This is a genomic window from Izhakiella australiensis, from assembly GCF_002006995.1.
Lineage (GTDB): Bacteria > Pseudomonadota > Gammaproteobacteria > Enterobacterales > Enterobacteriaceae > Izhakiella > Izhakiella australiensis.
This window is the reverse complement of the sequence record NZ_MRUL01000003.1, coordinates 269417-294769: the sequence shown is the minus strand read 5'-3', so window position 1 is coordinate 294769 and position 25353 is coordinate 269417. Positions and strand designations below refer to the sequence as shown.

The 25353-nt window shown below is 55.1% G+C and carries 26 protein-coding genes; 11 read left to right on the top strand and 15 right to left on the bottom strand.

What is annotated here, in order from left to right:
- Window positions 1–3 precede the first annotated feature (3 nt).
- The 4 genes from potH (at window position 4) to rlmC (ending at window position 3689) form a co-directional block, all read left to right on the top strand.
- The gene (potH, locus tag BTJ39_RS07435; protein WP_078002025.1) at window positions 4–963 is read left to right on the top strand and encodes a putrescine ABC transporter permease PotH; all 960 of its coding nucleotides are present in this window, start codon (window positions 4–6) and stop codon (window positions 961–963) included.
- The gene (gene potI / locus BTJ39_RS07430; RefSeq protein WP_078002024.1) at window positions 960–1805 is read left to right on the top strand and encodes a putrescine ABC transporter permease PotI; all 846 of its coding nucleotides are present in this window, start codon (window positions 960–962) and stop codon (window positions 1803–1805) included. The genes potH and potI overlap by 4 nt, the downstream gene beginning before the upstream one ends.
- Window positions 1806–2020: 215 nt before the next feature.
- The gene (locus BTJ39_RS07425; RefSeq protein ID WP_078002023.1) at window positions 2021–2500 is read left to right on the top strand and encodes a YbjO family protein; all 480 of its coding nucleotides are present in this window, start codon (window positions 2021–2023) and stop codon (window positions 2498–2500) included.
- A gap of 52 nt (window positions 2501–2552) precedes the next feature.
- On the top strand, window positions 2553–3689 hold the full coding sequence (rlmC, locus tag BTJ39_RS07420) for a 23S rRNA (uracil(747)-C(5))-methyltransferase RlmC (protein ID WP_078002022.1): 1137 nt from the start codon (window positions 2553–2555) through the stop codon (window positions 3687–3689).
- On the opposite strand, the gene BTJ39_RS07415 is transcribed toward rlmC, so the two are convergent.
- From BTJ39_RS07415 to BTJ39_RS07390, 6 genes are all read right to left on the bottom strand, one after another.
- Window positions 3686–4414, bottom strand: coding sequence for a transporter substrate-binding domain-containing protein (locus tag BTJ39_RS07415; RefSeq protein WP_078002121.1), 729 nt, complete (start codon window positions 4412–4414; stop codon window positions 3686–3688). The genes rlmC and BTJ39_RS07415 overlap by 4 nt on opposite strands.
- Before the next feature lie 189 nt (window positions 4415–4603).
- Window positions 4604–5272: an arginine ABC transporter permease ArtM gene (gene artM, locus BTJ39_RS07410; protein WP_078002021.1), complete on the bottom strand. Its 669-nt coding sequence runs from the start codon at window positions 5270–5272 to the stop codon at window positions 4604–4606.
- Window positions 5266–5988 (bottom strand): arginine ABC transporter permease ArtQ, encoded by a 723-nt coding sequence (artQ, locus tag BTJ39_RS07405; RefSeq protein ID WP_078002020.1) that lies wholly within the window; start codon window positions 5986–5988, stop codon window positions 5266–5268. The genes artM and artQ overlap by 7 nt, the downstream gene beginning before the upstream one ends.
- A gap of 4 nt (window positions 5989–5992) precedes the next feature.
- Window positions 5993–6724 carry an arginine ABC transporter substrate-binding protein gene (gene artJ / locus BTJ39_RS07400; protein WP_078002019.1) on the bottom strand — a complete coding sequence of 244 codons (732 nt, stop codon included), beginning with the start codon at window positions 6722–6724 and terminating at the stop codon, window positions 5993–5995.
- Window positions 6725–6740: 16 nt separating this feature from the next.
- Window positions 6741–7469, bottom strand: coding sequence for an arginine ABC transporter ATP-binding protein ArtP (artP, locus tag BTJ39_RS07395; RefSeq protein WP_096777699.1), 729 nt, complete (start codon window positions 7467–7469; stop codon window positions 6741–6743).
- 189 nt (window positions 7470–7658) lie between these two features.
- Window positions 7659–8198 (bottom strand): lipoprotein, encoded by a 540-nt coding sequence (locus tag BTJ39_RS07390; protein ID WP_078002018.1) that lies wholly within the window; start codon window positions 8196–8198, stop codon window positions 7659–7661.
- A gap of 107 nt (window positions 8199–8305) precedes the next feature.
- Here BTJ39_RS07390 and BTJ39_RS07385 point away from each other — a divergent pair, with 107 nt between their 5' ends.
- Complete coding sequence (locus BTJ39_RS07385) at window positions 8306–8629, top strand: heavy metal-binding domain-containing protein (RefSeq protein ID WP_078002017.1); 324 nt, start codon at window positions 8306–8308, stop codon at window positions 8627–8629.
- Window positions 8626–9450 (top strand): N-acetylmuramoyl-L-alanine amidase, encoded by an 825-nt coding sequence (locus BTJ39_RS07380; RefSeq protein ID WP_176110254.1) that lies wholly within the window; start codon window positions 8626–8628, stop codon window positions 9448–9450. Before BTJ39_RS07385 ends, BTJ39_RS07380 begins: the two co-directional genes overlap by 4 nt.
- 5 nt (window positions 9451–9455) lie before the next feature.
- Here BTJ39_RS07380 and ltaE read toward each other — a convergent pair whose 3' ends face one another.
- From ltaE to BTJ39_RS07365, 3 genes are all read right to left on the bottom strand, one after another.
- On the bottom strand, window positions 9456–10463 hold the full coding sequence (ltaE, locus tag BTJ39_RS07375) for a low-specificity L-threonine aldolase (RefSeq protein WP_078002015.1): 1008 nt from the start codon (window positions 10461–10463) through the stop codon (window positions 9456–9458).
- 75 nt (window positions 10464–10538) lie between these two features.
- Complete coding sequence (gene poxB / locus BTJ39_RS07370; RefSeq protein WP_078002014.1) at window positions 10539–12260, bottom strand: ubiquinone-dependent pyruvate dehydrogenase; 1722 nt, start codon at window positions 12258–12260, stop codon at window positions 10539–10541.
- 118 nt (window positions 12261–12378) lie between these two features.
- Window positions 12379–13278: a LysO family transporter gene (locus tag BTJ39_RS07365; RefSeq protein WP_078002013.1), complete on the bottom strand. Its 900-nt coding sequence runs from the start codon at window positions 13276–13278 to the stop codon at window positions 12379–12381.
- Window positions 13279–13412: 134 nt separating this feature from the next.
- On the opposite strand from BTJ39_RS07365, the gene BTJ39_RS07360 reads away from it, so the two are divergent.
- Complete coding sequence (locus tag BTJ39_RS07360) at window positions 13413–15080, top strand: ATP-dependent nuclease (RefSeq protein WP_078002012.1); 1668 nt, start codon at window positions 13413–13415, stop codon at window positions 15078–15080.
- 126 nt (window positions 15081–15206) lie between these two features.
- On the opposite strand, the gene cspD is transcribed toward BTJ39_RS07360, so the two are convergent.
- Complete coding sequence (gene cspD, locus BTJ39_RS07355) at window positions 15207–15428, bottom strand: cold shock-like protein CspD (RefSeq protein ID WP_078002011.1); 222 nt, start codon at window positions 15426–15428, stop codon at window positions 15207–15209.
- A gap of 312 nt (window positions 15429–15740) precedes the next feature.
- Between cspD and clpS the strand changes: the two genes are divergently transcribed.
- A complete protein-coding gene (gene clpS / locus BTJ39_RS07350) occupies window positions 15741–16061 on the top strand; it encodes an ATP-dependent Clp protease adapter ClpS (protein WP_078002010.1) in 321 nt (106 codons plus the stop codon).
- Between the two features lie 28 nt (window positions 16062–16089).
- On the top strand, window positions 16090–18366 hold the full coding sequence (gene clpA / locus BTJ39_RS07345; protein ID WP_078002119.1) for an ATP-dependent Clp protease ATP-binding subunit ClpA: 2277 nt from the start codon (window positions 16090–16092) through the stop codon (window positions 18364–18366).
- 95 nt (window positions 18367–18461) lie between these two features.
- On the opposite strand, the gene infA is transcribed toward clpA, so the two are convergent.
- The 5 genes from infA to trxB form a co-directional block, all read right to left on the bottom strand.
- Entirely contained in the window at window positions 18462–18680 is a 219-nt protein-coding gene (gene infA, locus BTJ39_RS07340) for a translation initiation factor IF-1 (protein WP_002211347.1), read from the bottom strand.
- Window positions 18681–19017: 337 nt separating this feature from the next.
- The gene (gene aat / locus BTJ39_RS07330; RefSeq protein ID WP_078002009.1) at window positions 19018–19710 is read right to left on the bottom strand and encodes a leucyl/phenylalanyl-tRNA--protein transferase; all 693 of its coding nucleotides are present in this window, start codon (window positions 19708–19710) and stop codon (window positions 19018–19020) included.
- A 30-nt stretch (window positions 19711–19740) separates the two neighbouring features.
- Window positions 19741–21471: a heme ABC transporter ATP-binding protein/permease CydC gene (gene cydC, locus BTJ39_RS07325; protein WP_078002008.1), complete on the bottom strand. Its 1731-nt coding sequence runs from the start codon at window positions 21469–21471 to the stop codon at window positions 19741–19743.
- A complete protein-coding gene (gene cydD / locus BTJ39_RS07320) occupies window positions 21471–23240 on the bottom strand; it encodes a heme ABC transporter permease/ATP-binding protein CydD (protein WP_078002118.1) in 1770 nt (589 codons plus the stop codon). Before cydD ends, cydC begins: the two co-directional genes overlap by 1 nt.
- Before the next feature lie 139 nt (window positions 23241–23379).
- Window positions 23380–24345 (bottom strand): thioredoxin-disulfide reductase, encoded by a 966-nt coding sequence (trxB, locus tag BTJ39_RS07315; protein ID WP_078002117.1) that lies wholly within the window; start codon window positions 24343–24345, stop codon window positions 23380–23382.
- 26 nt (window positions 24346–24371) lie between these two features.
- Here trxB and BTJ39_RS24520 point away from each other — a divergent pair, with 26 nt between their 5' ends.
- Both BTJ39_RS24520 and lrp read left to right on the top strand, forming a co-directional pair.
- Entirely contained in the window at window positions 24372–24626 is a 255-nt protein-coding gene (locus BTJ39_RS24520) for a hypothetical protein (protein ID WP_139356324.1), read from the top strand.
- A 227-nt stretch (window positions 24627–24853) separates the two neighbouring features.
- A complete protein-coding gene (gene lrp, locus BTJ39_RS07310; protein WP_017347019.1) occupies window positions 24854–25348 on the top strand; it encodes a leucine-responsive transcriptional regulator Lrp in 495 nt (164 codons plus the stop codon).
- The last annotated feature ends 5 nt before the right edge of the window (window positions 25349–25353 follow it).

Sequence of the window (25353 nt, the reverse complement as noted above, 5' to 3'; positions counted from 1 at the left end):
AAGATGACTCAAGTCACTGAACGCACCGCGCAGCCCCCGTCCCGGCCTGTCGGGTTCAGGCACTGGCTGACCCGGCTGCATATGCGCCACGGACGCAAACTGGTGATCGCGCTGCCTTATTGCTGGCTGGCGCTGCTGTTTCTGTTGCCATTTTTGATCGTACTGAAAATCAGCTTTGCCGATATCGCCCGTGCGATCCCCCCTTACACCGAACTGCTGACCTGGGCTGACGGTCAGCTGACGATGATCCTTAACTTCGCCAATTACAGCACCTTGACCGAGGACCCGCTGTATGTCGACGCGTATCTTCACTCTTTGCAGGTCGCGGCAGTGTCGACCCTGGCATGCCTGCTGATTGGCTATCCGCTGGCCTGGGCAATCGCCCACGGCAGGCCCACGTCGCGCAATATTCTGCTGTTATTAATATTGTTGCCCTCATGGACTTCATTTCTGGTGCGGGTTTATGCCTGGATGGGGATTTTAAATAACAACGGGGTTCTGAATAACTTTTTAATCTGGCTGGGGGTTATCGACCATCCGCTGACAATTCTGTATACCGACCTGGCGGTTTATATCGGCATCGTTTATTGCTATTTGCCGTTTATGGTGCTGCCAATTTATACCGCGCTTACCCGCCTTGATTATTCGCTGGTGGAGGCGTCTCTTGATCTCGGCGCCCGCCCGCTGAAAACGTTTTTTAGCGTGATAGTGCCGCTGACTAAAGGCGGAATTATTGCCGGCTCGATGCTGGTGTTTATTCCGGCGGTAGGGGAATACGTGATTCCGGAGCTGTTGGGCGGGCCGGACAGCATTATGATTGGTCGCGTTTTATGGCAGGAGTTTTTCAATAACCGTGACTGGCCGGTCGCGTCGGCGCTGGCGGTTATCATTCTGCTTATTCTGATATTGCCAATCATCTGGTTTCACAAGCAGCAGAATAAAGAGAGGGAGAAAGGCGCATGAATCAGCTTCCCTACGTGCGTTCCAAAGGCCGGCTGGCGATTCTGGCCGTGTGTTTCTTTTTCCTCTATGCGCCGATGCTGCTGCTGGTGGTTTACTCATTTAACGCTTCTCAGCTGGCGGCGTGGGAGCGCTTCTCGCTGCACTGGTATAACGTGTTGTTCCACGATGATGCCATGATAAGTGCGGTGACGCTCAGCCTGACCATCGCAGCGTTATCGGCAACCAGCGCAGTGGTGCTGGGCACCATCGCGGCGGTGGTCATCGTACGCTTTGGACGTTTCAGAGGGTCGACCGGCTTTGCTTTTATGCTCACTGCACCACTGGTCATGCCTGATGTCATCACCGGGCTGTCATTGCTGCTGCTATTTGTTGCAATGGGCAATGCTTTTGGCTGGCCGGGCGATCGCGGTATGGTGACTATCTGGCTGGCGCACGTCACTTTCTGTACCGCTTACGTGGCGGTAGTGATTAATTCACGCTTGCGCGAGCTGGATCGCTCAATCGAAGAGGCGGCGATGGACCTTGGCGCCACGCCGCTCAAAGTGTTCTTCGTGATCACCGTTCCAATGATCCTGCCGGCTATTGTCACCGGCTGGCTACTGGCGTTTACCCTGTCACTTGATGATTTGGTGATAGCCAGTTTTGTTACCGGCCCCGGTTCAACAACGCTGCCGATGGCGATTTTCGCGACGGTGCGGCGCGGCATTAATCCGGAAATCAACGCGCTGGCATCGCTGATTTTACTGGTGGTCGGGGTGGTGGGTTTTATTGCCTGGCGCTTTATGGCCCACGAGGAAAAACAGCGTCAGCGTGATATTCAGCGCGCGCGGGCAGGGCATTAAGCCAATCAGCAGGGCGGTGATGTCGCCCTGCTGATATCCGCCGGTTAATTTTCACACGGATAAATCTAATTTTAGAAAAATAAACTCTTTATCACCGCGCCAATTATGGAAACTTTTGACGGATTGCGCTAATAATAAACCGCAGTAAATGCCGTTAATTAACGCGTTAAAAACTTCTGCTCATCATCACACGGTAGCAGGCGGAGGAGAGGGCAATGTCAGATATCTTTCGGGGACCGCAAATGACGGTCAGGCAGGCAGGTTCTGCCCCCGTTGCGGTGTTAATTGCCGGTATCGCTATCATTGCTATTCGCCTGTTGGATGTGCTGCTGTTAGGAACGGAACTCGGTCTGGATGAGTTAATTAATTTTGTCCATCGCAGCGCTCAGGCCTGGGATTCAACCTTGATATTTATTGCCAGCCAGCTGCTGTTCTTTTTTGAATTGCGCTGTGCCTTCGGCATTATTAAAGGCAAAAACTGGGCGCGTTGGGGATATGTTGTAAGCCAGATTATCGCGCTGAGCTATTTGTTTGTCGCCTCGATGGGCTGGGTATATCCGGAAATATTCAGCATTAGTGGCGAAAATAATAGTCAGATTCTGCACCGCCTTATCGCACAGAAGTTTCCCGATCTGCTGATCATTTTGCTGCTGTTTTTGCCCGTCACCAGCCGACAATTTTTCCGGCAAGCTTAATTCGGTGGTGATACAATCCCCCTCCGCTTGCTGAACGACAACAGGTTTTCCCATGTATTGCGCGCTGTATGACGCCGGACGCTGCCGCTCCTGCCAGTGGCTGGAGACGCCTTATCCGGCGCAGCTTGCCCGTAAACAATCTTATCTTGAAACCCTTCTTGCGCCATTCGACGTTGCCGAATGGCGTCAGCCGCAGGCGTCCCATCAGCAAGGGTTTCGCAATAAGGCGAAGATGGTCGTCAGCGGCAGCGTTGAAAAGCCGCTACTGGGGATCATGCATCGTGACGGTAGCGCGGTCGATCTCTGCGACTGCCCGCTTTATCCCGCCAGCTTCGCCCCGGTTTTTGCCGGGCTGAAGCCCTTTATCGCCCGTGCCGGCTTGACGCCGTATAACGTTGCTCGTCGGCGCGGCGAGCTGAAATATATTTTGCTGACGGAAAGTCGCCATAGCGGTGACATGATGCTGCGTTTCGTGCTGCGTTCGAAACTCAAGCTGGCCCAGCTTACCGCGGCGCTTCCCTGGCTGCGCCAGCAGCTGCCACAGCTAAAAGTGATCAGCGTGAATATCCAGCCGGTGCATATGGCGATCCTTGAAGGGGAAGAGGAGATCTTTCTCAGCGATGAGCAGGCGCTGGCTGAACGGCTCAATGAGGTGCCTTTATGGATCAGGCCCGGCAGCTTTTTTCAAACCAACCCGGCGGTTGCCGCCGATCTGTATGCCAGCGCGCGTGACTGGATAGCCGATCTGCCGGTCAATGCAATGTGGGATCTGTTCTGCGGCGTGGGCGGTTTCGGCCTGCACTGCGCAACCCCCGATATGTCGCTGACTGGCATTGAAATAAGCCGCGAGGCGATTATCTGCGCGCGCCGTTCAGCGCAGGAGCTCGGACTGGATAAGGTGAGCTTTGCCGCGCTGGACTCGGCGGCTTTTGCCGGTGAAAAATTACAGGCGCCGGATCTGGTGCTGGTCAATCCGCCGCGTCGGGGAATAGGTGCAGAGCTGTGCCGGTGGCTGGAAGATAATGCGCCGCGCTGGATCCTCTATTCAAGCTGTCAGGCTGAAAGCCTGGCACAAGATTTGGCGCGCCTGGCGCGCTATAAAATCAGCCGTGCGCAGTTATTTGATATGTTCCCGCACAGCAGCCATTTTGAAGTGCTGGTGCTGCTAACGCACAGTAACGATAACTAATCCGGGAACCACTGTTTACGCAGCGCTTCAAGGGTGCCGTTTTCTTCCAGCGCCGCCAGCGCGGTGTTGAAACGTTCGCGCAGCGCGTTGTTATCCTGCCTTACCGCAATGGCCATGCCGGAAAAATACTTATCGTCGGTTAGCTGCTGGCCTACCACCGCCAGGTCCGGGTGCGCTTTACGCCACTGGCTGGCCGCGGCGACATCGCCAACCACCCCGTCCAGACGCTGATTTTGCAGATCCAGCATCGCGTTAATATAGCTATCATAGGGGACGGCGATGATATCGGGATAATGCTGCTGGAAATAGGTCTGATGGGTCGTTCCCGTTTCTACCCCAAGGCGTTTACCTTTCATTTGCTGCAATGAGCTGAAACGTCCCTGCGAGGCCAGCACCACCGCGGCGTTTTCATAGTAGGGCGAGGTAAATGAAACGGTTTTGCTGCGCTCTTCGGTAATATCCAGTCCGGAGATCACGGCATCGTAACGATGATATTTCAGCCCTTCAAGCAGGGTATTGAAGGGATTGTTGACAAAAGTGCAGTGCGCCTTCATCTGCTGGCATAGCGCCTTTGCCAGATCGATATCAAACCCGATGATTTGGTTATCCGCATTGAGATATTCAAAAGGCGGGTAGGTTGCCGAAGAGGCAAAGCGGATCCGTTGATTGGCCGAAGACGGCAGCGTCACCAGCATGAGCAGCAAAGCGAAGAGGCAGGTTTTCATCAGAATAACCAAAATGTCATGCAACTGTTATTAGAATAATATCAACATGCCATTGCGGCGGAACTTGCGCAAGATGGGCAAGTTTAAATATGTGATTAAAGCTAATTCCTTAACAAGCAGAATTGAGGCTACGCTGTCATGCTGCGTAAACCGGCGTAGCAACCGTTAACGTTGCCGCGCCGGTGTGGCTTAGTTTCGCTGTTCAAATGCCAGCGCGCGCCGCTCGATCAGCCGCATTAACAGCGTCAGCAGGCCGTTGACGCACAGGTAAATCACGCCGGCGGCGGCAAATACCGTCACATCATAGGTGCGGCCAAACATCATCTGCCCGTAGCCCATAACGTCCATCAGGGTGATGGTGTAGGCCAGCGAGGTGCTTTTGAACACCAGCACCACTTCGTTGGAATAAGATGACAGCGCCCGTTTGAAGGCATAAGGCAGCAGAATATGTAAGGTCTCTTTACGGCTCATGCCGAGCGCGGCGCAGGAATGCCATTGCCCTGAGGGGATCGCGCGGATGGCGCCATAAAAAAGCTGCGTAGTATAGGCGGCGCTGTTTAGCGACAGGGCCAGCATCGCGCACAGCCAGGGCTGTGATAACAGGTTCCACAGCCAGGGAATATGCTGGATAGAGGGGAACTGGCCCGGACCGTAATAAATAAGGAAAATCTGCACCAGCAGGGGGGTGCCGGTGAACAGCGTAATATAAGCCCGTACCGCATGGCTCAGTCCCGGCGCTTTCAGCGTCAGGATAACGGTAAACAGCAGCGCCAGTAGCAGCGCCAGAACCAATGAGACGGCGGTCAGCATCAGGCTGGTATGTAAGCCCTTCAGCAGCTCAGGAAAATAGCTCAACATCCGTGGCTCCCCCGTTCAAAACGCGTTGCCCGGGCATCGATATATTTCAAAACCTGCTGGCTGAGTAGGGTGATAATCAGGTAGATCGCCGCCGCCACCAGGTAGCCGTTAAAAGGCTGCTGGGTGTAAGTAATAATGCTTTTAGTTTGCAGCATAATATCGTTGACGCTGATCAGCGATACCAGCGCGGTATCTTTCAGCAACACCAGCCACTGGTTGCCCAGTCCCGGCAGCGCATGGCGCCACATTTGCGGCATAATCAGCCGGAAGAAAATGGCGCTTTTGCTCATACCTAACGCCATGCCTGATTCCCACTGGCCGTGGGGGACGGCTTTAAGCGCGCCGCGCAGCGTTTGTGATGCATAGGCTGAGTAAAGTAATGACAGGGCAATCACGCCGCAGAGAAAGGGGCTGACGTTAAAGTTTTCAATATTGACCTTTATCGGCAGAGTAAACAGGCCGAGATTAAGGCTGAAGCCGTCAGACAGCGAGATCAGTAACTGTGAGGCGCCGAAGTAAATTGATAAAACCACCAGTATTTCCGGCAGTCCACGAATAAGCGTAACGAGGCCGGTCGCCAGCCAGGCAAGAGGCTTAACGGGGGACGATTCACAGCCGGCGAACAGCATTGCCAGCACCAGCCCAATCAGCAGGGCGCAAACAGCCAGGCCGACGGTTGTCCCGGCGGCGCTGGCAAGAGGTATGAAATCATTCATTCAGTTATTGCTGAAACCATTTGTTGTAGATGGTCTTGTAGGTACCGTTCGCTTTAATTTTTTCCAGCGCGGTATCAAACTTACTTTGCAGGTCGGTATTCCCCTGGCGTACCGCAATGCCCAGGCCGGTGCCAAAGTAATCTTTGTCGGTGACTTTCTCACCCAGCGGCGCCAGCGTCGGGTTCTGCTTCAGCCACTCGTTAACCACCGCCGTGTCGCCAAATACCGCGTTGATACGGCCGTTTTTCAGATCGAGAATCGCATTCTGATAGCTGTCATAGGGAACGGTTTTGATTTCCGGATGCTTATCAGTGAGATATTTCTGGTGGGTGGTACCATTCTGCACGCCAACGCGCAGCCCTTTCAGCGCGGCTACGCTGGCAACTTTGCCCTTCTGCGCGATAAACAGCGCTGAGTTATCGTAATAAGGCTTGGTGAACAGGACCTGTTTCTCACGATCGGGAGTGATGTCCATACCGGCCATTACCGCGTCGAAGCGGCGAAATTTAAGGCTGGGGATCAGGCTGTCAAACGCCTGGTTAGTGAAGGTACAGGTCGCATCTATTTCCTTACACATTGCCATCGCCAGGTCGACATCGAAACCACGAATTTTGTTTTCAGAGTCAACGAATTCAAAGGGAGGATAGGATGCTTCGGTAGCAAAGCGAATGGTCTGGGCAGCGCTGGCGCTGAGGCTTAAACCGGCCAGTACGGCGGCAACTATAATTTTTTTCATTAGTATCTGTCCTGCATTAATGCGAAAGATAGCTGGCAAACGCATCTGTTTGCGGCTGCGTAAAGCGGCTGGCATCGCCCTGTTCTACGATGCGACCGTTTTCCATATAAACCACTCGGGTGGCGGTTTTTTTCGCGACCTCCACTTCATGAGTGACGATCACCTGGGTAATTTTGGTTTGCGAGAGTTCCTGAATAATCGCCACCACCTGGGCGGTTATCTCCGGATCAAGGGCGGCGGTCGGCTCGTCAAACAGCAGAACCTGTGGCTCCATCATCAGCGCGCGGGCAATGGCAACGCGCTGCTGCTGTCCGCCGGAAAGATGCAGTGGGTAACGATCGGCAAAGGCTTCAAGGCGCAGGCGAGACAGCAGCTTCGCCGCGCGCTGATGCGCCTGATCTTTACTGAGCCCGAGAACCCGACAGGGCGCTTCGATCAGATTATGCATCACCGTCAGATGCGGCCAGAGGTTGTACTGTTGAAACACCATCCCGACATGCTGGCGCAGTGTGCGAATGGCGCCATCGTTGGTTTTGCCTGCAAAGTCAAACTCAGAGCCTGCAATGCTTAAGGTACCGGTACGCGGCACTTCCAGCAGATTAAGCACCCGCAATAGCGAACTTTTGCCGGCGCCGCTTGGGCCAAGCATGACCAGGGTTTCACCCTGGGGGCAGCTGAGGTCGATATCGAACAAAGCCTGATGGGAGCCATAGAAGCAATTAATGGCGTTAAGTTGAATACTCATGCGAAAAAAATGAATAGCGATAGATAGCGTGGATCTTAACGCTGACAGCATAGTTATGCAATCAGGATGCGTTGAAATTTATTTCTGATTAGCTGAAGCTTAAAGCGTAGCACAAGATAGCGCCAATATGTAAAAGGCGCTAAAAATCGCCGCCAGAAAGTGACGCGCCCTGGCCGGGCGCGGACAGCATTATTTTTCTAAGGCGTTAGAAAGGCTGGCGTTGGCAATGTGAGGCGTTTTCGCCAGGTAACGAACGTCATCCAGTGCCCAGCAGGTGCCTTCACGTACCATGAGCACTTCGTCTTTCCATTCAAGCTGCCGGTTACCGTCGCGGCTCATGCTAACCCGCAGTGGAATGTTGCGCGCATCGGTATTTGGAATGGAGGAGGCATCCATGACGTCGGCAGAATCCGGGCCTGCGGCGACGCTGGAGAATATATCGCCCTGTAGCTTATTGCGCAGCTGCGGATCCTGGCTGGCTTTCAGCAGCGACTGGTACAGATTGTCGCTCAAATAAGGACGGTATTTGCTGAGGGTCGCGCTATCCGGGATGCCGTGGCTGGGATTTTTCATGCGTAGATCGTAAAAATCTTGCGCCACGCTGTCAGGGCCTCCGCTGGCGCACGGGCCAATGCGGGTTCCGCTGTCTTTATAAACTGGTTTAACCGTGGTACAGGCGCTCAGGAGTAAAGTCAGGGGAACGAGAACAGCAAGCGCTTGGTTTTTCATCTTGATTTCCTTATTGTTTCTGGAGGTCATTTTTTAGCATAAAGTATAGCCGCTATGTTTAGCCACATGGGCTACCTTTGAATGACGTGACAAACTGAGGAATACGGATGAAATTCTCAACAACACCCACCCTGGAAGGACAGGCAATTAGCGAATACTGCGGCGTGGTGACGGGTGAAGTCATCCTCGGCGCCAATATCTTTCGTGACTTTTTTGCCGGTATTCGCGATATCGTCGGCGGGCGCTCCTCTGCTTATGAAAAAGTATTGCGTAAAGCGCGCGAACAGGCGTTTGCTACCTTGCAGGAGCAGGCGGAAGCGCTGGGCGCTAACGCGGTAGTGGGGATTGATATCGACTATGAAACTATCGGCAAGGACGGCAGCATGCTGATGGTCAGCGTTAGCGGCACTGCGGTAAAAGCAGGTATCTGATGCGCATTGTATGGCTGCTGCTCATCCTGCTGCTGGCGGGCTGTGCTACGCAGGGATTACAGCAGCGCGATGGCTATGTCGCCGATCTGCGCCATCCGGCGAAAGGCGCAGAACCGCGCGTAAAGCTGGTGGTTATTCATTATACGGCGGGGGACTTTCCCGAGTCGATGAGCGCGCTGACCGGTGATGACGTCAGCGCCCATTACCTGATAGCGCGCCACCCGCCGTTAAAGGCAGGCAAGCCGCTTATCTGGCAGCTGGTGCCCGAACAGCAGCTGGCCTGGCATGCCGGCAGCAGTTACTGGCGCGGCGCGACCCGCTTAAATGATACCTCGGTTGGCATTGAGCTGGTCAATACCGGCTATCGGTGGGTTAATGGTCAGCGCGTCTGGTCACCGTTTAGCGCGCAGCAGATTGCCGCGTTAACGCCGCTGCTAAAAGACCTGGTCAGGCGCTATCATTTACGCCCGCAGGATATCATCGGCCACAGCGACGTGGCGCCGCAGCGTAAGCAGGATCCCGGCCCGCTGTTTCCCTGGCAGCAGCTGGCGCGCCAGGGGCTGGGCGCATGGCCGGACCCGGCGCGGGTGCGCTTTTATTTACACGGGCAGTCCGCGACGGCGCCGGTTGCCGCTGGCGTATTGCTCTCACGGCTGGCCAGCTACGGTTATGAAGTCAGCGCTGATATGACCGCCGGGCAGCAACAAAAAGTCATTGCGGCGTTCCAGATGCATTTCCGGCCGCAGGACCACCGCGGGCTGGCGGATGTGCAGACGCTGGCTATTGCCGATGCGTTGCTGGAAAAGTACGGCTCGCGCTAGCGGCTTCAGCCATGAACGTCGAGGAACTCACGCCAGGCGGCGAGCACGTTTTCCAGCGCGGCGCGGTCGGCATCAAGATGGGTGACCAGCCGGGTAACCGCCCCGGTGGAAACCAGTATATCGCGCTGTTTAAGCCACGCTTTTAACGGTTCTACCTGCGTCTGCGGCAGTTTAAGAAACACCATATTGGTATCCTGGCGTGAAACGTCAACGCCCACTTCTCTCAGCTTTTCCGCCAGCCAGGCTGCGTTATCATGATCCTGCTGCAGACGGGTAACGTTATGCTCTAAGGCATACAGGCCGGCTGCGGCCAGAATTCCGGCCTGACGCATCCCGCCGCCCGTCATTTTGCGCCAGCGCCGGGCGCGTTGAATAAACGTCTGGCTGCCGCACAGCAGCGATCCGACCGGTGCGCCCAGCCCTTTAGACAGACAGATGCTCAGGCTGTCGCAATAGCGGGCCAGCGCCTCAAGGGGCACCCCCAATGCGACCGTCGCATTAAAAATGCGCGCGCCGTCAATATGCAGCGCCAGGCCGTGCTGACGGGTGAAATCCCAGGCTTGTTCAAGATAATTTAGCGGCAGCACCTTACCGTTATAGGTATTTTCCAGACTTAGCAGCCGGGTGATGGCGAAATGAATATCATCGGGCTTGATAAACTGCGCCACGCTGTCCAGCGGCAGAGTACCATCCGGCGCATTGAGGATTGGCTGCGGTTGAATGCCGCCAAGCACCGCCGCGCCGCCGGCCTCATATTTATAGTTATGGGCCAGCTGACCGACAATATACTCTTCGCCGCGATTACAGTGGCACAACAGGGCAACCAGATTAGCCTGAGTGCCGGTAGGCAAAAACAGGGCGGCTTGTTTACCACTGCGACGGGCGGCCTCCGCTTCCAGCGCGTTAACCGTGGGGTCATCGCCGTAGACATCGTCGCCGGTATCGGCCGCCATCATGGCGCTGAGCATTGCCGGTGTAGGGCGGGTAACCGTGTCGCTTCGTAAATCAATCACGCTCAATCTCCTGTCAGAAAAACGGGCGCCTTTGCGCCCGTCAGATAATGATGCTTTGTTATATTGACGTCTTTTTTACCGTAGCCAGTTAGTTTTCGCCAGCTCGACCACTTCATCGCCGCGGCCGTTAATCAGCGCGCGCAGCATATACAGGCTGAAACCTTTTGCCTGTTCCGCTTTGATTTGCGGCGGCATTGCCAGCTCGTCTTTCGCGGTAACGACGTCGATCAGCACCGGACCGTCGTGCGAAAATGCCGCCTGCAACGCCCCGGTTAGCTCCGAGGCGCGCTCAACGCGAATGCCTTTGACGCCGCAAGCCTTGGCGATATCGGCAAAGTTGGGATTATGCAAATCCGTGCCGTCGGTCAGGTAGCCGCCGGCTTTCATTTCCATGGCGACAAAGCCCAGCGCGCTGTTGTTAAACACCACGATTTTCACCGGTAATTTCAGCTGAGCGACGGAAAGAAAATCCCCCATCAGCATACTGAAGCCACCGTCGCCCGACATGGCGATCACCTGACGTTTGCGGTCAATAGCCTGCGCCCCCAGCGCCTGTGGCATGGCATTAGCCATCGAACCATGACTGAACGACCCGATCAGGCGGCGCTTGCCGTTCATCTGCAGATAGCGCGCCGCCCAGACGGTGGGTGTGCCAACATCGCAGGTAAAAATTGCGTCATCGGCGGCCAGTTCACTGATTTGCTGCGCCAGATATTGCGGATGAATAGCCTGTTTGTCATTGGCGCTGGCCAGACCATCCAGCTCTTTGCGGCTATCAGCGTAATGCTCCAGTGCCTTATCAAGAAAGCGGCGGTCGGTTTTTAGCGTCAGGCGCGGCAGCAAGGCGCTGAGCGTTTGTTTGATATCGCCGACCAGCGCCATATCTACATGGCAATGGGAACCGAGGCTGGCGGGATTAATATCAATCTGAATAATTTTGGCTTTTTCCGGATAAAAAGCGCGGTAGGGAAACTGGGTTCCCAGCAGCACCAGGGTATCAGCATTCATCATTGCGTGATAGCCGGATGAAAAACCAATCAGGCCGGTCATACCGACATCATAGGGATTATCGTATTCAATATGCTCTTTACCGCGCAGCGCATGCACCACCGGCGCCTTGAGCGTTTTGGCCAGCTCAATCACCTCCGCATGCGCCCCGGCGCAGCCGCTGCCGCACATCAGGGCGATATTGCTTGATTCATTCAGCACGCTGACAAGGCGTGTCAGTTCGTCATAATTTGGCAACACCACCGGAGCCGCGGGCTGATACCATTCTGCGTTGGCGCCTTCAGGAGCGGGCTGCAGCGCGACGTCGCCTGGCAGGACGACCACTGAAACGCCACGGTTGAGGATGGCTTTACGCATGGCGATGCCCAGAACCTGCGGCAGCTGCTCCGGGTTGGATACCAGCTCGCAATAATGGCTGCATTCGCGAAACAGTTCCTGGGGATGGGTTTCCTGAAAATAGTTACTGCCAATTTCGCTGGAGGGAATATGCGCGGCGATAGCGAGCACCGGCACGTGGTTGCGATGGCAGTCAAACAGACCGTTAATCAGATGCAAATTGCCCGGACCGCAAGAGCCGGCACAGACTGCCAGCTCACCGCTGATGTGCGCTTCGGCGCCCGCGGCAAAGGCCGCAACTTCCTCATGACGGGTTGCTATCCATTCAATTGTTCCCATCCGGTTCAGGCTGTCGCTGAGACCGTTGAGCGAATCTCCGGTGACGCCCCAGATACGTTTTACCCCGGCGTTTTCAAGCGTTTTAGCTACTAAGGCCGCGACCGTCTGCTTCATGTTTATCTTCCTTTATTTGATGAATAGTGCACCCTGGTAAAATGGGATAACCATCACAAAGCATAGCCTATGCCGGGGTGAGGAATTTTGCTACGCGTGGGGGAAAATGTAAAAAAGTTCAGGCGGAAAACAGCGCCATCAGCACCGGCGCCAGCAGGCTGAGCAAAAAGCCCTGAACGATGGCAGCCGGAACGATTTCATTACCGCCGCTGCGCTGTAAGACCGGCAGGGTAAAATCCATTGAGGTGGCGCCACATAAGCCCAATGCGCTGGTACGATGGCGCAAAATCAGCGCCGGAATAAGGCTTATGGCCAGTAGTTCACGCAACAAGTCGTTAAAGAATGCCGCGCTGCCAATGACCGGGCCGAATGACTCGGTCATCAAGATACCTGACAGCGAATACCAGCCAAATCCCGACCCTAATGCCAGCCCGGTATTGAGCGACACGCCAATCAGCAGCGCCGCCAGCGCGCCGCCGGCCAGCGAAGTGAACCACACTACGCAGGCGACCATCATGCCGCGCCGGTTAAGCAGTATCTGGCGCAGCGTCATACCGCTGCCGCGCAGTTGGAGGCCGACGAGAAACAGCAGCAAAAGCAGGGCAAACTCACTGGCCTCGCTGGCATGGCTCAACGGGGGCCAGTGGCTGAGTCCCGTAACGAAGCCCGCCAGCACCACCAGCCCCAATTTCAGCGACTCCAGCGCCATATGTAGTCGGGAGGGCAGCGCCTGCTGCTGATGCGCATGGCGCCAGGGATAGCGACGCGCCAGTAGCTCCAGTCCGATGACATTACAAATGATGATGCACAGTGCAGAAATCAGGCTGATGCGGGCGATATTCAGTAAATTCGCCCCCAGATTATCCAGAAATGCCAGGCTGATCCCCATAAAAAACAGAATGATATACACCATCCAGCTAAGGAGCTTATTGACAGCAACCAGCAGCGGCCGCCAGGTCAGAGGCAGTAAATAACCAATAATCAGCGGCATAAGAATAAGTATAAGACCGGAATACATTGAGTCTGTCATCCATGAGGCAAAGGGGGGCGGCGAGAAACTAGCGAAATTTTATCATACTGTAAAGGTCCGCTTGACCCCGGCGCTGTCATCTCACATGCTCGGTCTATCAGCAGAACGTGGCGGGATGAAATATGATTCTGGAACAGATCGATATCGTTGGATTTCGCGGTATTAACCGCCTTTCTCTGACGCTTGAAGACAATAATGTGCTAATTGGCGAGAACGCCTGGGGAAAGACCAGTTTGCTGGATGCGTTGTCGCTCGGTTTTGCTCCGCAGGCAATGGCGCCCGCTTTTCGCAAGCAGGATTTTTTTCAGCCGGCGGGAGAAAAAGCCTGGCGTCGCTTGCATATCCGGTTTTACTTCATTGAGGAGCGCCCGGGAGATGCCTTTACCCATCGTTATCGCCCGTTGCGACCGGCGCTCTATCGTCGGGGGGAGGGGCATTTGCACCGCCTGTGCTATCAGCTGGCGGCGCAGCGTGATGCGCAAGGCAATATTCACTCATCGCAGGCATTTATCGACGGGCAGGGCCAGCCGCTGGCAGACGCGGCCACGCTGGAGGCCATTGCGCTGTTGCGCCGTCTGCACCCGGTATTACGCCTGCGTGATGCGCGTATTGCCAGACAAAACAGCGGCACAAACGGCTTGCCGCTGCGCGCAGCAGGTCAGCTGGCCGATGAGCTGAATCTGTTGATGTCCCACTGGCGCCATGCTCAGCCTTTGCCGGAAGAGGCGATGCGTCAGGGGGTAAAAACCTTACAGCAGCTGATGGAACATTATTTTGCGGTTCAGCCAGCCGGCAGCGGGCTGGAGCACCATCCTTTGCCGCCTGATGCGCGCGCATCACGCCAGAGCTGGCGGCACCTTGACGCCATTAACCGCATGCTGGTGGACAGCGACAGGCGCAGCCGTCAGACGCTGCTGCGTATGTTCGCCTTGCTGCTGCAGGCGCGCGGCGGTGAGGCGCTGGACCCGCTGGCGCGGCCGCTGCTGGTGCTTGAAGAACCGGAAACCCGGCTTCATCCCATCATGCTGTCGGTTGCTTCGGGCGTACTGGAGCTGCTGCCTTTACAAAAAATTATCACCACCAATTCCAGCGAGCTGCTGTCGCAAACGCCGATAGAACAGCTCTGTCGACTGGTCAGAAGTACAGAAAGCATCAACGCCTGGCGCATCGGATCGCAGGGAATGAATGCGGAAGAAAGTCGCCGCATCGCCTTTCATATTCGTTTTAACCGTCCCTCGGCGCTTTTTGCTCGCTGTTGGCTGCTGGTTGAGGGCGAAACCGAGGTGTGGATCATCAATGAACTCGCGCGTCAGAGCGGGTTTCATTTTGCCGCAGAGGGCATCCGGGTGATTGAATATGCGCAGGCTGGTTTGCGTCCGCTGTTACGCTTCGCCCAGCGCATGGGAATTGGCTGGCACGTCCTGACCGATGGCGATGCGGCCGGGCAAAAATATGCCGCGACCGCCCGCAGCCTTGGACCCGATTCAGCGCCGGAAGCCATCGCCCGCTATGTCACGCAATTACCCGCGCTGGATATGGAGCATTTCCTGTATAAGGCGGGTTTTTCAGAGGTCTATCATCGTATTGCCCGTTTGCCGCCGGGGGTGCCCGCCGGTATGCACAAGGCGATAACCAAGGCGATTCATCAGGCGTCGAAACCGGGGCTGGCGATAGCCGTGGCGCTGGATGCCGCAGAGCGTGGCCGCAGCGCAATCCCGCCGTTGCTTCAGCAAATGTTTGCTGAGGTTCTGCAACAGGCGCAGCTTAACAGCGACGAAAAAGATTTGTAAATCGGGTTTGAAAACGTGCGGGATAGCCCAATTTATTTTAACCAGTGGTGACGGGTTTTCAGAAAAAATGCCAGCCTGTGCGACTGGCATTTTTGTCGGGGCTTGTTCAGAATGTGATGAAAGGGATCAGCTAACGGCAGCCGCTTCAACAGGGACGATGAGACTGGCGTGATTACCTTTCGGACCTTGATGAACATCAAACTGGACTTGCTGTCCGGCCTTCAGCGTCCTGTAGCCATCCATCTGAATGGATGAGTAGTGCGCGAAGATATCATCGCCACCGCCGATCGGACAGATGAAGCCGAAGCCTTTGGCGTTATTGAACCATTTAACAGTACCCGTCTCCATGCTGCAGGATCCCTCGCATTACAGTGATTGTTGAGTGAGGTTGTCAGGCCTGGTTGCCTGATAAGCTGTTAACCGCTGTCAGCTTGTATTGGTACAATGTAGGGTAACCCCCTACAGCGTCAACGTTATTCCGGCTGCGGGGTTGTCAAAATTTGAGGCAGATAACGCTCTGATGACTTTTTGTGATGGACATCGCGTAGGTCAAAATTCATGTTTTTTTATGCTGTCGGGGACTCCGTTTTCACGTGTTAAACTTATACGCAGAATCAGGGGTTGCGAGAGCTTACGATTGTTGATAACACTGGGTGCGTAATGGGGAACACAAACGACTGGCTTAACTTTGAACATCTTGCAGAAGATAAGCTGCGCGAAGGGCTTAAACCGCCTTCGCTGTATAAAGTTATACTGAATAATGACGATTATACACCTATGGAATTTGTTATTGACGTTCTGCAAAAGTTCTTTTCTTATGATGTTGAACGTGCAACGCAATTGATGCTTACGGTGCATTATCAGGGAAAGGCGATTTGTGGCGTTTTTACCGCGGAAGTGGCGGAAACCAAAGTCGCACACATTAATAAATATGCCAGGGAGAACGAGCATCCGTTGCTGTGTACGCTGGAAAAAGCCTGAAAGGGCGATCTAAATGGGGGAGGTGCCTATGCTCAATCAAGAACTGGAACTCAGTTTAAACATGGCTTTCGCCAGAGCGCGCGAGCACCGACATGAATTTATGACCGTTGAGCACCTGCTGCTGGCATTGCTCAGTAACCCGTCAGCCAGGGAAGCGCTTGAAGCCTGTACGGTCGATATTGTCACCCTTCGTCAGGAACTCGAAGCTTTTATCGAACAAACAACGCCGGTGCTGCCGGCCGTTGAAGAAGAGCGTGACACGCAGCCGACGCTCAGCTTTCAGCGCGTTCTCCAGCGCGCCGTATTCCACGTGCAATCATCCGGGCGCAGTGAAGTCGCCGGCGCTAATGTCCTGGTCGCTATTTTCAGCGAACAGGAGTCTCAGGCAGCTTATCTGCTGCGCAAACATGAAGTCAGCCGTCTTGACGTGGTTAACTTTATTTCGCACGGCACGCGCAAAGACGAGCCGAATCAGCAGCAGGGTGCCGAAAATCCGGTTAACGAAGAGCAAGCAGGCGGGGAGGAACGTATGGAAAACTTCACCACCAATTTGAACCAGCTTGCTCGCGTTGGTGGCATCGACCCGCTTATTGGTCGGGATAAAGAGCTGGAGCGCGCCATTCAGGTGCTGTGCCGCCGCCGCAAGAATAACCCGCTGCTGGTTGGCGAGTCCGGCGTCGGTAAAACGGCGATTGCCGAAGGGCTGGCCTGGCGCATCGTGCAGGGTGATGTTCCCGAGGTGATGAAAGAATGCACCATTTACTCACTGGATATTGGCTCGCTGCTGGCGGGAACCAAGTATCGCGGCGATTTTGAGAAGCGTTTTAAAGCCCTGTTAAAACAGCTTGAACAGGATAACAGCAGCATTCTGTTTATCGATGAAATTCATACTATTATCGGTGCAGGCGCCGCCTCTGGCGGCCAGGTTGATGCGGCTAACCTGATTAAACCGCTGCTTTCCAGCGGTAAAATTCGCGTGATGGGTTCGACGACTTATCAGGAATTCAGCAATATTTTCGAGAAGGACCGGGCGCTGGCCCGACGTTTCCAGAAAATTGATATTACCGAGCCGTCGGTTGAAGAAACCGTGCAGATCCTTAACGGACTGAAACCGAAGTATGAAGCGCACCATGATGTCCGCTACACCGCAAAAGCGGTGCGGGCTGCGGTTGAGCTGGCGGTTAAATATATCAACGATCGCCATCTGCCGGATAAAGCGATTGATGTGATCGACGAAGCAGGCGCGCGCGCGCGGCTGGTGCCGGTCAGCAAGCGTAAGAAAACCGTCAACGTGGCGGATATTGAAACCGTGGTGGCGCGCATTGCCCGTATCCCGGAACAAAGCGTTTCCGCTACCGATCGCGATACCCTGAAAAACCTGGGCGAACGTCTGAAAATGCTGGTCTTTGGTCAGGACAATGCCATTGAAGCGCTGACCGAAGCGATTAAGATGAGTCGCGCCGGACTGGGACAAGAGCGTAAGCCAGTCGGCTCCTTCCTGTTCGCGGGTCCAACGGGCGTCGGTAAAACCGAAGTTACCGTTCAGCTGGCTAAAGCACTGGGTATTGAGCTGCTGCGCTTTGATATGTCGGAATATATGGAGCGTCACACCGTCAGCCGGCTGATTGGCGCGCCTCCGGGCTACGTTGGATTTGATCAGGGCGGACTGCTGACCGATGCGGTGATTAAACATCCGCACGCCGTGGTGCTGCTTGACGAGATCGAGAAAGCGCATCCTGACGTGTTCAACCTGCTGCTACAGGTCATGGACAACGGCATGCTGACCGACAACAACGGCCGGAAAGCCGACTTCCGTAATGTGGTAGTGGTTATGACCACCAATGCCGGGGTACGGGAAACCGAACGTAAGTCTATTGGCCTCATCCATCAGGATAACAGCACCGATGCGATGGAAGAGATCAAGAAGGTGTTTACACCGGAGTTCCGTAACCGTCTCGACAATATTATCTGGTTCAACCATCTGTCGACCGAGGTGATTCATCAGGTGGTGGATAAGTTTATTGTCGAACTGCAGGCGCAGCTGGATGCCAAAGGCGTGTCGTTGGAAGTCAGCGATGACGCCCGCGACTGGCTGGCGGAAAAAGGCTACGACAAAGCAATGGGCGCGCGACCGATGGCCCGTGCCGTGCAGGAGAACCTGAAAAAGCCGTTGGCAAACGAGCTGCTGTTCGGCTCTCTGGTCGATGGCGGTTCGGTATCCGTTGCTCTCGATAAAGAGAACAATCAGCTGACTTACCACTTCCTGAGCGACGAGAAGCGCAAAACCGAAGGCACCGTGCATTAATTGCGCCGCGCTGATATACGAAAGGCCGACTTAAAGTCGGCCTTTTTTATTGCGGCAGGGGCGCTTAGCGGGCGTCTCCGACAGCCGCCAGTAAATCAGCGACTACGGAAGACAATGCGGCCTTTGCTCAGGTCGTACGGGGTCAGCTCAACAGTGACTTTGTCGCCCGTCAGGATGCGGATATAGTTTTTGCGCATTTTACCGGAGATATGAGCGGTAACCACGTGACCATTTTCCAGCTCAACGCGGAACATGGTGTTAGGCAACGTATCCAGTACGGTACCCTGCATTTCAATATTGTCTTCTTTTGCCATCGAATCCTCTGGGTATGACAACCTTAATTTGGACCGGCAAGATAATGCCGAATTTCCCGAATTATGTAAAGAATTGCTGGTGCAAATACCAACACTATCCGGCGGTCAGGTTCCTGTGAACCACCACGCGGGGGATAAATACCTTCAGTAATGACGTCTGCGGGAGGGATAGCGGATATGGAGCTACTCGCGGCTAAAGCCATCAAGTCAGTTCGATAAAATGCCAGGGTATTCCCAACGGGGCCTGTTCCTGCTCGTTTAACGGCGAACATAGATTACTGATAATATCCGCTGATTATACCATCAAACATTTTTCATTGCGCAGAAAACATTAGTCTCAGAACAGCCGTTTAGCTTGCCAGCACCAGTCGGTCACCGGGCGCTCAGCCAGTTGATTAATTAATGTAAGATAATCGGCGCGGGGGATTTCGGTGGCGCCCAGCGATTGAGTATGCGGGTTTAATACCTGGCAATCTATCAGCCGCCCGCCCTGACGCTGGAAATAATCGGCAAAAACCAGCAGGGCGGTTTTTGAGGCGTTAACGCTGAGGCTGAACATTGATTCGCCGCAGAAAATTTGGCCTAACGCCAAACCATACATACCGCCGATTAAGTTTTCATCCTGCCATACATCGATCGAGTGCGCGTGTCCCAGCTGCCATAGCTTGATCCAGGCTCGTTTCACCTCAGCGGTGATCCAGGTGCCTTCATTGCGATCGCTGGCGCAGCCGGCAATCACCTCCGGGAATGCCCGATTGAGCGTAACCTGATAAGGCGAGCTTTTGTGGAAACGCTTCATGCTGCGGCTAAGATGAAACTCTTCTGGCCGCATCACCGCCCGCGGGTCCGGCGACCACCAGAGAATCGGGTCGCCAGGGGAGAACCAGGGAAAAATGCCGCGATGATAAGCGTTTAGCAGGCGTGCAGGGCTGAGATCGCCACCCATGGCAAGCAGACCGTTTGGCTCCCGCAGCGCCATTTCTGGCGGCGGGAAACGAATTGAGTCACGGGAAAGTTGAATCAGGCGCATAGCGTTTTTACGTTGCTGAAACTGATTTCACTATAGCGCATAGCGCTGCTGAAAATCGCTGTAGCGTCCGCGTTTTGCGATTAATTCCTGATGGCTGCCCAATTCGACAAGTCGACCGCCGTCCATGACGCCGATCCTGTCCATATGTTCAATTCCCTGCAGCCGGTGCGTCACCATAATGACGCTCTTATCACGGGTGACCTGACGCAGCAGGCTAAGGATTTGCTGCTCGGTGTGGGCATCGAGCCCTTCCGTCGGCTCGTCCAGCAGCCAGAGGGCGCCGTCGTGCAGCAGGGCGCGGGCAATACCCAGTCTGCGCCGCTCGCCGCCGGAGAGCTGACGTCCTCCTTCGCCGAGCCAGGCGTTCAGGCCTTCCTGATTGTCCTGCAGCTTTTCGAGACCAACCTGTTGCAGTGCGGCAACCAACTGCTGATCGCTGGCTTCGGACGCCGCCAGCAATAAATTCTCGCGCAGCGTGGCGCTGAACAGATGAACCCGCTGGCTGACAACGGTGGTCATACGCCTCAGCGCGCTTTCCTGCCAGCTTGCCAGCGGGCAGCCGTTCAGCGTGATCTCTCCCTGCTGCGGGTCCCAGGCGCGGGTAAGCAGCTGGAGTAAGCTTGATTTTCCGCTGCCGGTGCGACCGATCAGCGCCAGCTTTTCGCCAGCATGCAGCCGCAGTGAAATATCCTGCAATGCCGGGAAGCTGCTGTTTTCATAACTGAAACTAACCTGTTCCAGGGCGAGGCTTACCTCGGAAACGGCTTGCTGCCTGTCGCCATCAAAGCTGACGGCGGGGCGCTGAGTGGTAATTTCCGTCACCCGCCCGGCCGAGGCGATAACCTGCCCCAGATGCTGAAAGGCGGTTGCCACCGGCGCCAGCGCTTCAAAAGCCGCCAGGCTGCAAAAGACGAACAGCGCTATCAGCGCACCGGGCTTGATGAGGTCGCCAACCCCCGCAGCGCTCAGCCACAGCATCAGCGTTACCGTCAGGCCGCTAATCAGGATCAGCGCGCCCTGAGACCACGCGCTAAGCCCGGCCTGCCGCTGCTGGGCGGTCTGCCATTGCTGCTCCAGACCGTTTAGCTTATGGCGATAGTCCGGCTCGGCGCCGTAAATACGCAGTTCCGCCATTCCCTGCAGCCAGCGCATCAGCAGGCTGCGATACTCACTGCGCTGGCGAGTTAGCGCCGCGCCGCCGGCGTAGCCCAGGCGATAAAACAGCGGCGGCAGCGCGATCAGCGTTGCCAGCAGGATAATACCCAGCGTCATCGCCAGCTGAACGTCCAGCCAGCTCAGACCCACCATAACCACCAGCACGACGCAGAAGGCGCCAACCATGGGGGAGATAACCCTCAGGTAGAGGTGGTCAAGGGTATCCACATCGGCCACCAGGCGATTGAGCAGATCGCCCTGCTGGAAGCGAGACAGTCTGCCCGGCGTGAGAGGCAGCAGATAAGCAAAGATGGTGACGCGAAGATGCTGTAGCACGCGGAAAGTGGCGTCATGGCTTACCAGTCGCTCAAAATAGCGGGCAGCCGTTCGCGTAATCGCCGCCCCGCGTACGCCAGCCGCCGGCAGCATATAATTGAAGCTGTATAATCCGGCAAAGCCCGCCAGCGACGCGGCTGCCAGAAACCAGCCAGAAAGCGTCAGCAATCCGATGCTGGCTAGCAGCGCGGCAATCGCCAGCACCACGCCAAGCGTCAGGCGGAAACTGTGGCGGCGATAGAGTTTCAGATAGGGAAGCAGTAATTTCATCAGCACACCTCACTCATTCGCTGGTTGAGCAAACTGGCAAAGATGCCAGGCTGTTGCAGCAGCGATTGCTTATTGCCTTGCTGTACTATCTGTCCGTCATCCATCACCCAGATAATATCCCAGTCGCCCAGTTGCTCCAGCTGGTGGGTTATCAGCAGGGTAGTCTGCTGGCGAGAGGCTTCAAGTAAACATTGGTTAACCAGCCGTTCGCTCAGCGCATCCAGACTGGCAGCCGGCTCATCGAGCAGCAGCAGCGATGACGATTTAAGCAGCGCGCGTGCCAGAGCGATGCGCTGCGCCTGACCGACGGAAAGTCCGCTGGCCTGTTCGTCAATTGCGCTATCGAGTCCATGGGGGAGGCGGTCGATAAATTCACTGACGCCGGCTTGCTCAAGCACCTGCTGTAAGCGGGCTTCATCAGGCTGCGACATTTGTACAATATTTTCCCGAATGTTTGGGGCCGGAAGGTGCGGATTCTGTCCAAGCCAGCCTAGCTGCCGTTGCCAGCTGTCAGGAGTCATATCCCGTAGTTCCCGGCCGTTAAGCGCCAGAGAACCTTCGTAAGGCAAAAAGCCCATCAACACATTGAACAAGGAGGTTTTTCCTGCCCCGCTCAGGCCGACAATGGCAATGCGCGCGCCGGCTTTAATCTGAAAATTAAGCGGGCCGGCAAGCGTGGCGCCACCCGCCGATTTGATAAACAGGTCCTGCGCATGAATATTTAGCGGCTGATCCAGCGGCAGATGATATTCCCCCTGCGGCTGGGGCGGCTCAGGGTGCTGACTGAGAAACTGCTCAAGCGAGTCGGCTGCCCCCGTCGCCTGTGCTTTTGCATGATAAAAAGTGCCAAGATCCCGCAGCGGCTGAAAGAACTCCGGCGCCAGGATCAGCGCCAGAAAACCAGCAAACAGCGTAACGCCGGCGCCATAGCTGCCGAAATGGAATTCACCAAGGTAAGAAAAGCCAAAATATACTGCGACTATTGCAATAGACAGAGAGGCAAAAAACTCCAGTACCGCCGAGGAGAGAAACGCCAGGCGCAGCACTTCCATCGTACGCAGGCGAAACTGTTCGGTTGACTGGCCAATAGCGTCGGTTTCGGCGTTGGCGCGGTCAAACAGACGCAGCGTATCAAGGCCGCGCAGGCGATCGAGAAACTGACCGCTGAGGCGACTGAGTGCCTGAAAGTTGCGGCGATTAGCATCGGCGGCGCCCATACCAACCAGCGCCATAAAAAACGGGATCAGCGGCGCCGTCGCTAATAAGATCAGTGCCGCCGCCCAGTTAATCGGGAAGATCGCAATCAGAATAAAGCAGGGGATCAGCACCGCCAGCGTCATTTGCGGCAGATAGCGGGCGTAGTAATCGTGCATTTCCTCTATTTGTTCCAGCAGCAGTGTGGCCCAGCTGCCGGCTGGTTTACCCTGAATCCAGGCCGGACCGGCGGTCGTCAGATGATCGAGAACCTGCTGACGCAAAGCCAGACGCACGCTCTGCCCACAGCGAAATCCGGCGCGTTCGCGCGCGAGTGTCAGCAGCGCGCGTAACGCGAAGCAGAGGATCAGCAGCAAAAATGGTGCCGCCAGGCTGGCGCGCGGCGTCTGATCGACAATCAGCGCCTGCAGCAGCGTTGCCAGCAACCATGCCTGAGCAACCAGAATCAGCGCGCTGACGATCCCCAGTAGTGATGAGAGGCGTAGCCAGCGTTTAGCCGGCGCGGTTTGTTGACGTAACCAGCGCGTGAGTTCCTGCTGTCGGGTTTTATTCATCGTAAGCCAGATCAATTTTTGCCGCAGCAGAGACTGCGGTACAAAACGGGAAATGTGGCTAATGTTACCCGCAGCAAAACAAAAAGGCGACACGGGAGTGCCGCCTTTTGTAACTATGATCAGGAAGTTAAATTACCTGTTACGATTTTTTAACTAATCCATCCAGGTAGCGTTCAGCATCGAGTGCGGCCATGCAACCGGTGCCTGCTGACGTGATGGCCTGACGATAAATATGGTCCATCACGTCACCGGCAGCGAAGACGCCAGCGATACTGGTCTGGGTGGCGTTGCCGTGCAGGCCCGAATGCACTTTAATGTAGCCGTTTTCCAGCTCAAGCTGTCCGGCGAAAATAGCGGTGTTCGGACTATGGCCGATGGCGATAAAGCAGCCCGCAACCTCAACGGTTTCCGTTTGTTGGCTATCTGCGGTCGCGCGCAGGCGAACCGCCGTCACGCCCATCTGATCGCCAATGACTTCATCAAGCGTGCGGTCGGTATGCAAAACGATATTGCCATTGGCCACTTTTTCCATCAGGCGGTCGATCAGGATCTTTTCCGCACGAAAGCTGTCACGACGGTGAACAAGGTGAACTTCCGCAGCGATATTGGAAAGATAAAGCGCTTCTTCCACCGCGGTGTTGCCGCCGCCGACCACTGCTACCTTTTGGTTGCGATAGAAAAATCCGTCGCAGGTGGCGCATGCCGAAACCCCTTTACCCTTGAATGCCTCCTCTGAAGGAAGACCCAGATAGCGAGCTGATGCGCCGGTGGCAATAATCAAGGCGTCCGCCGTGTATTCGCCGCTGTCACCCGTCAGGCGAAAAGGGCGCTGCTGTAAATCTACGCTGTGGATATGATCGAAAATGATCTCAGTATTGAATTTTTCTGCATGCTCCTGCATGCGCTCCATCAGCAGCGGACCGGTGAGATCGTGCGGATCCCCTGGCCAGTTTTCTACTTCGGTTGTCGTGGTGAGCTGACCGCCTTTCTCAAGGCCGGTAATCAACACCGGCTTAAGGTTGGCGCGCGCGGCATAAACCGCTGCGGTGTAGCCTGCTGGCCCTGAGCCCAGAATCAAAAGCTTACTGTGTTTGGCCGTACTCATGAAACCCTCATTCAACTGGCTAAGATATGGCATCGATTGTAGGTAATTATCAGCCGCAAAAAAAGCGCTATGGATTGAAGTTACCAATCGATTTAACAGGTTGTCCCGCCAGGCCATGGGCGGGGAATGGCGGGCAGGCTGGACTGGATAGAGTGACTAAGGTGGTATATGCGACAAATTATCCATTTAAAATCATAACGGAAACTGGCTTTATGGCATGTTGTACTGATTCTTGTTGTTTTACTTTGACAATCGGCTGGCGTTTTGCGAAAACAATGTAGGAAGCAGAGAGGCTGTCAGGAGCAGACGAGGTATATCCCCCGGATTACCCTGGCAGCATAAACTCGCCTGCCATCCGTCCTGACTCATGAGGTGGACAGACCGCATGCGTCAGAGGGATGGGCGCTTAATCAAGCATCAGGTAACCGTCTTCCCCAAGAAATCCCTGCACATTGACGTTGTTCAGGGTATGGCAGGTTAAGGGAAGGAATTAAGAGAGACAATAATAATGGTAGACAATAAAAAACGCCCTGGTAAAGATCTCGACCGCATTGACAGAAATATTCTCAATGAACTGCAAAAAGATGGTCGCATCTCAAACGTTGAACTTTCCAAACGCGTTGGATTATCACCGACTCCGTGTCTTGAACGCGTGCGTCGTCTTGAGCGCCAGGGGTTCATTCTGGGGTACACCGCGCTGCTAAATCCGCACTATCTGGATGCGTCACTGCTGGTTTTTGTTGAGATTACTCTGAATCGCGGTGCGCCGGACGTGTTTGAACAATTTAACGCCGCAGTGCAAAAACTTGAGGAAACTCAAGAATGTCATTTGGTTTCAGGTGACTTTGACTATCTGCTGAAAACCCGTGTGCCTGATATGTCCGCCTATCGTAAATTGCTGGGTGAAACCCTGCTGCGCCTGCCGGGCGTAAACGATACGCGTACCTATGTGGTAATGGAAGAAGTGAAGCAGAGTAACCGTCTGGTCATTAAGACCCGGTAACACAG

Bases quoted from the DNA above. Each gene is read 5' to 3' on its own strand.
- artQ (WP_078002020.1), bottom strand. From the start codon at position 5,988: ATGAATGATTTCATACCTCTTGCCAGCGCCGCCGGGACAACCGTCGGC.
- rlmC (WP_078002022.1), top strand. From the start codon at position 2,553: ATGTATTGCGCGCTGTATGACGCCGGACGCTGCCGCTCCTGCCAGTGG.
- BTJ39_RS07360 (WP_078002012.1), top strand. From the start codon at position 13,413: ATGATTCTGGAACAGATCGATATCGTTGGATTTCGCGGTATTAACCGC.
- BTJ39_RS07385 (WP_078002017.1), top strand. From the start codon at position 8,306: ATGAAATTCTCAACAACACCCACCCTGGAAGGACAGGCAATTAGCGAA.
- artM (WP_078002021.1), bottom strand. From the start codon at position 5,272: ATGTTGAGCTATTTTCCTGAGCTGCTGAAGGGCTTACATACCAGCCTG.
- clpA (WP_078002119.1), top strand. From the start codon at position 16,090: ATGCTCAATCAAGAACTGGAACTCAGTTTAAACATGGCTTTCGCCAGA.
- infA (WP_002211347.1), bottom strand. From the start codon at position 18,680: ATGGCAAAAGAAGACAATATTGAAATGCAGGGTACCGTACTGGATACG.
- cydD (WP_078002118.1), bottom strand. From the start codon at position 23,240: ATGAATAAAACCCGACAGCAGGAACTCACGCGCTGGTTACGTCAACAA.
- cspD (WP_078002011.1), bottom strand. From the start codon at position 15,428: ATGGAGACGGGTACTGTTAAATGGTTCAATAACGCCAAAGGCTTCGGC.
- poxB (WP_078002014.1), bottom strand. From the start codon at position 12,260: ATGAAGCAGACGGTCGCGGCCTTAGTAGCTAAAACGCTTGAAAACGCC.
- cydC (WP_078002008.1), bottom strand. From the start codon at position 21,471: ATGAAATTACTGCTTCCCTATCTGAAACTCTATCGCCGCCACAGTTTC.
- artP (WP_096777699.1), bottom strand. From the start codon at position 7,469: ATGAGTATTCAACTTAACGCCATTAATTGCTTCTATGGCTCCCATCAG.
- aat (WP_078002009.1), bottom strand. From the start codon at position 19,710: ATGCGCCTGATTCAACTTTCCCGTGACTCAATTCGTTTCCCGCCGCCA.
- lrp (WP_017347019.1), top strand. From the start codon at position 24,854: ATGGTAGACAATAAAAAACGCCCTGGTAAAGATCTCGACCGCATTGAC.
- trxB (WP_078002117.1), bottom strand. From the start codon at position 24,345: ATGAGTACGGCCAAACACAGTAAGCTTTTGATTCTGGGCTCAGGGCCA.
- clpS (WP_078002010.1), top strand. From the start codon at position 15,741: ATGGGGAACACAAACGACTGGCTTAACTTTGAACATCTTGCAGAAGAT.
- artJ (WP_078002019.1), bottom strand. From the start codon at position 6,724: ATGAAAAAAATTATAGTTGCCGCCGTACTGGCCGGTTTAAGCCTCAGC.
- BTJ39_RS24520 (WP_139356324.1), top strand. From the start codon at position 24,372: ATGGCATCGATTGTAGGTAATTATCAGCCGCAAAAAAAGCGCTATGGA.
- potH (WP_078002025.1), top strand. From the start codon at position 4: ATGACTCAAGTCACTGAACGCACCGCGCAGCCCCCGTCCCGGCCTGTC.
- BTJ39_RS07425 (WP_078002023.1), top strand. From the start codon at position 2,021: ATGTCAGATATCTTTCGGGGACCGCAAATGACGGTCAGGCAGGCAGGT.
- potI (WP_078002024.1), top strand. From the start codon at position 960: ATGAATCAGCTTCCCTACGTGCGTTCCAAAGGCCGGCTGGCGATTCTG.
- BTJ39_RS07365 (WP_078002013.1), bottom strand. From the start codon at position 13,278: ATGTATTCCGGTCTTATACTTATTCTTATGCCGCTGATTATTGGTTAT.
- BTJ39_RS07390 (WP_078002018.1), bottom strand. From the start codon at position 8,198: ATGAAAAACCAAGCGCTTGCTGTTCTCGTTCCCCTGACTTTACTCCTG.
- BTJ39_RS07415 (WP_078002121.1), bottom strand. From the start codon at position 4,414: ATGAAAACCTGCCTCTTCGCTTTGCTGCTCATGCTGGTGACGCTGCCG.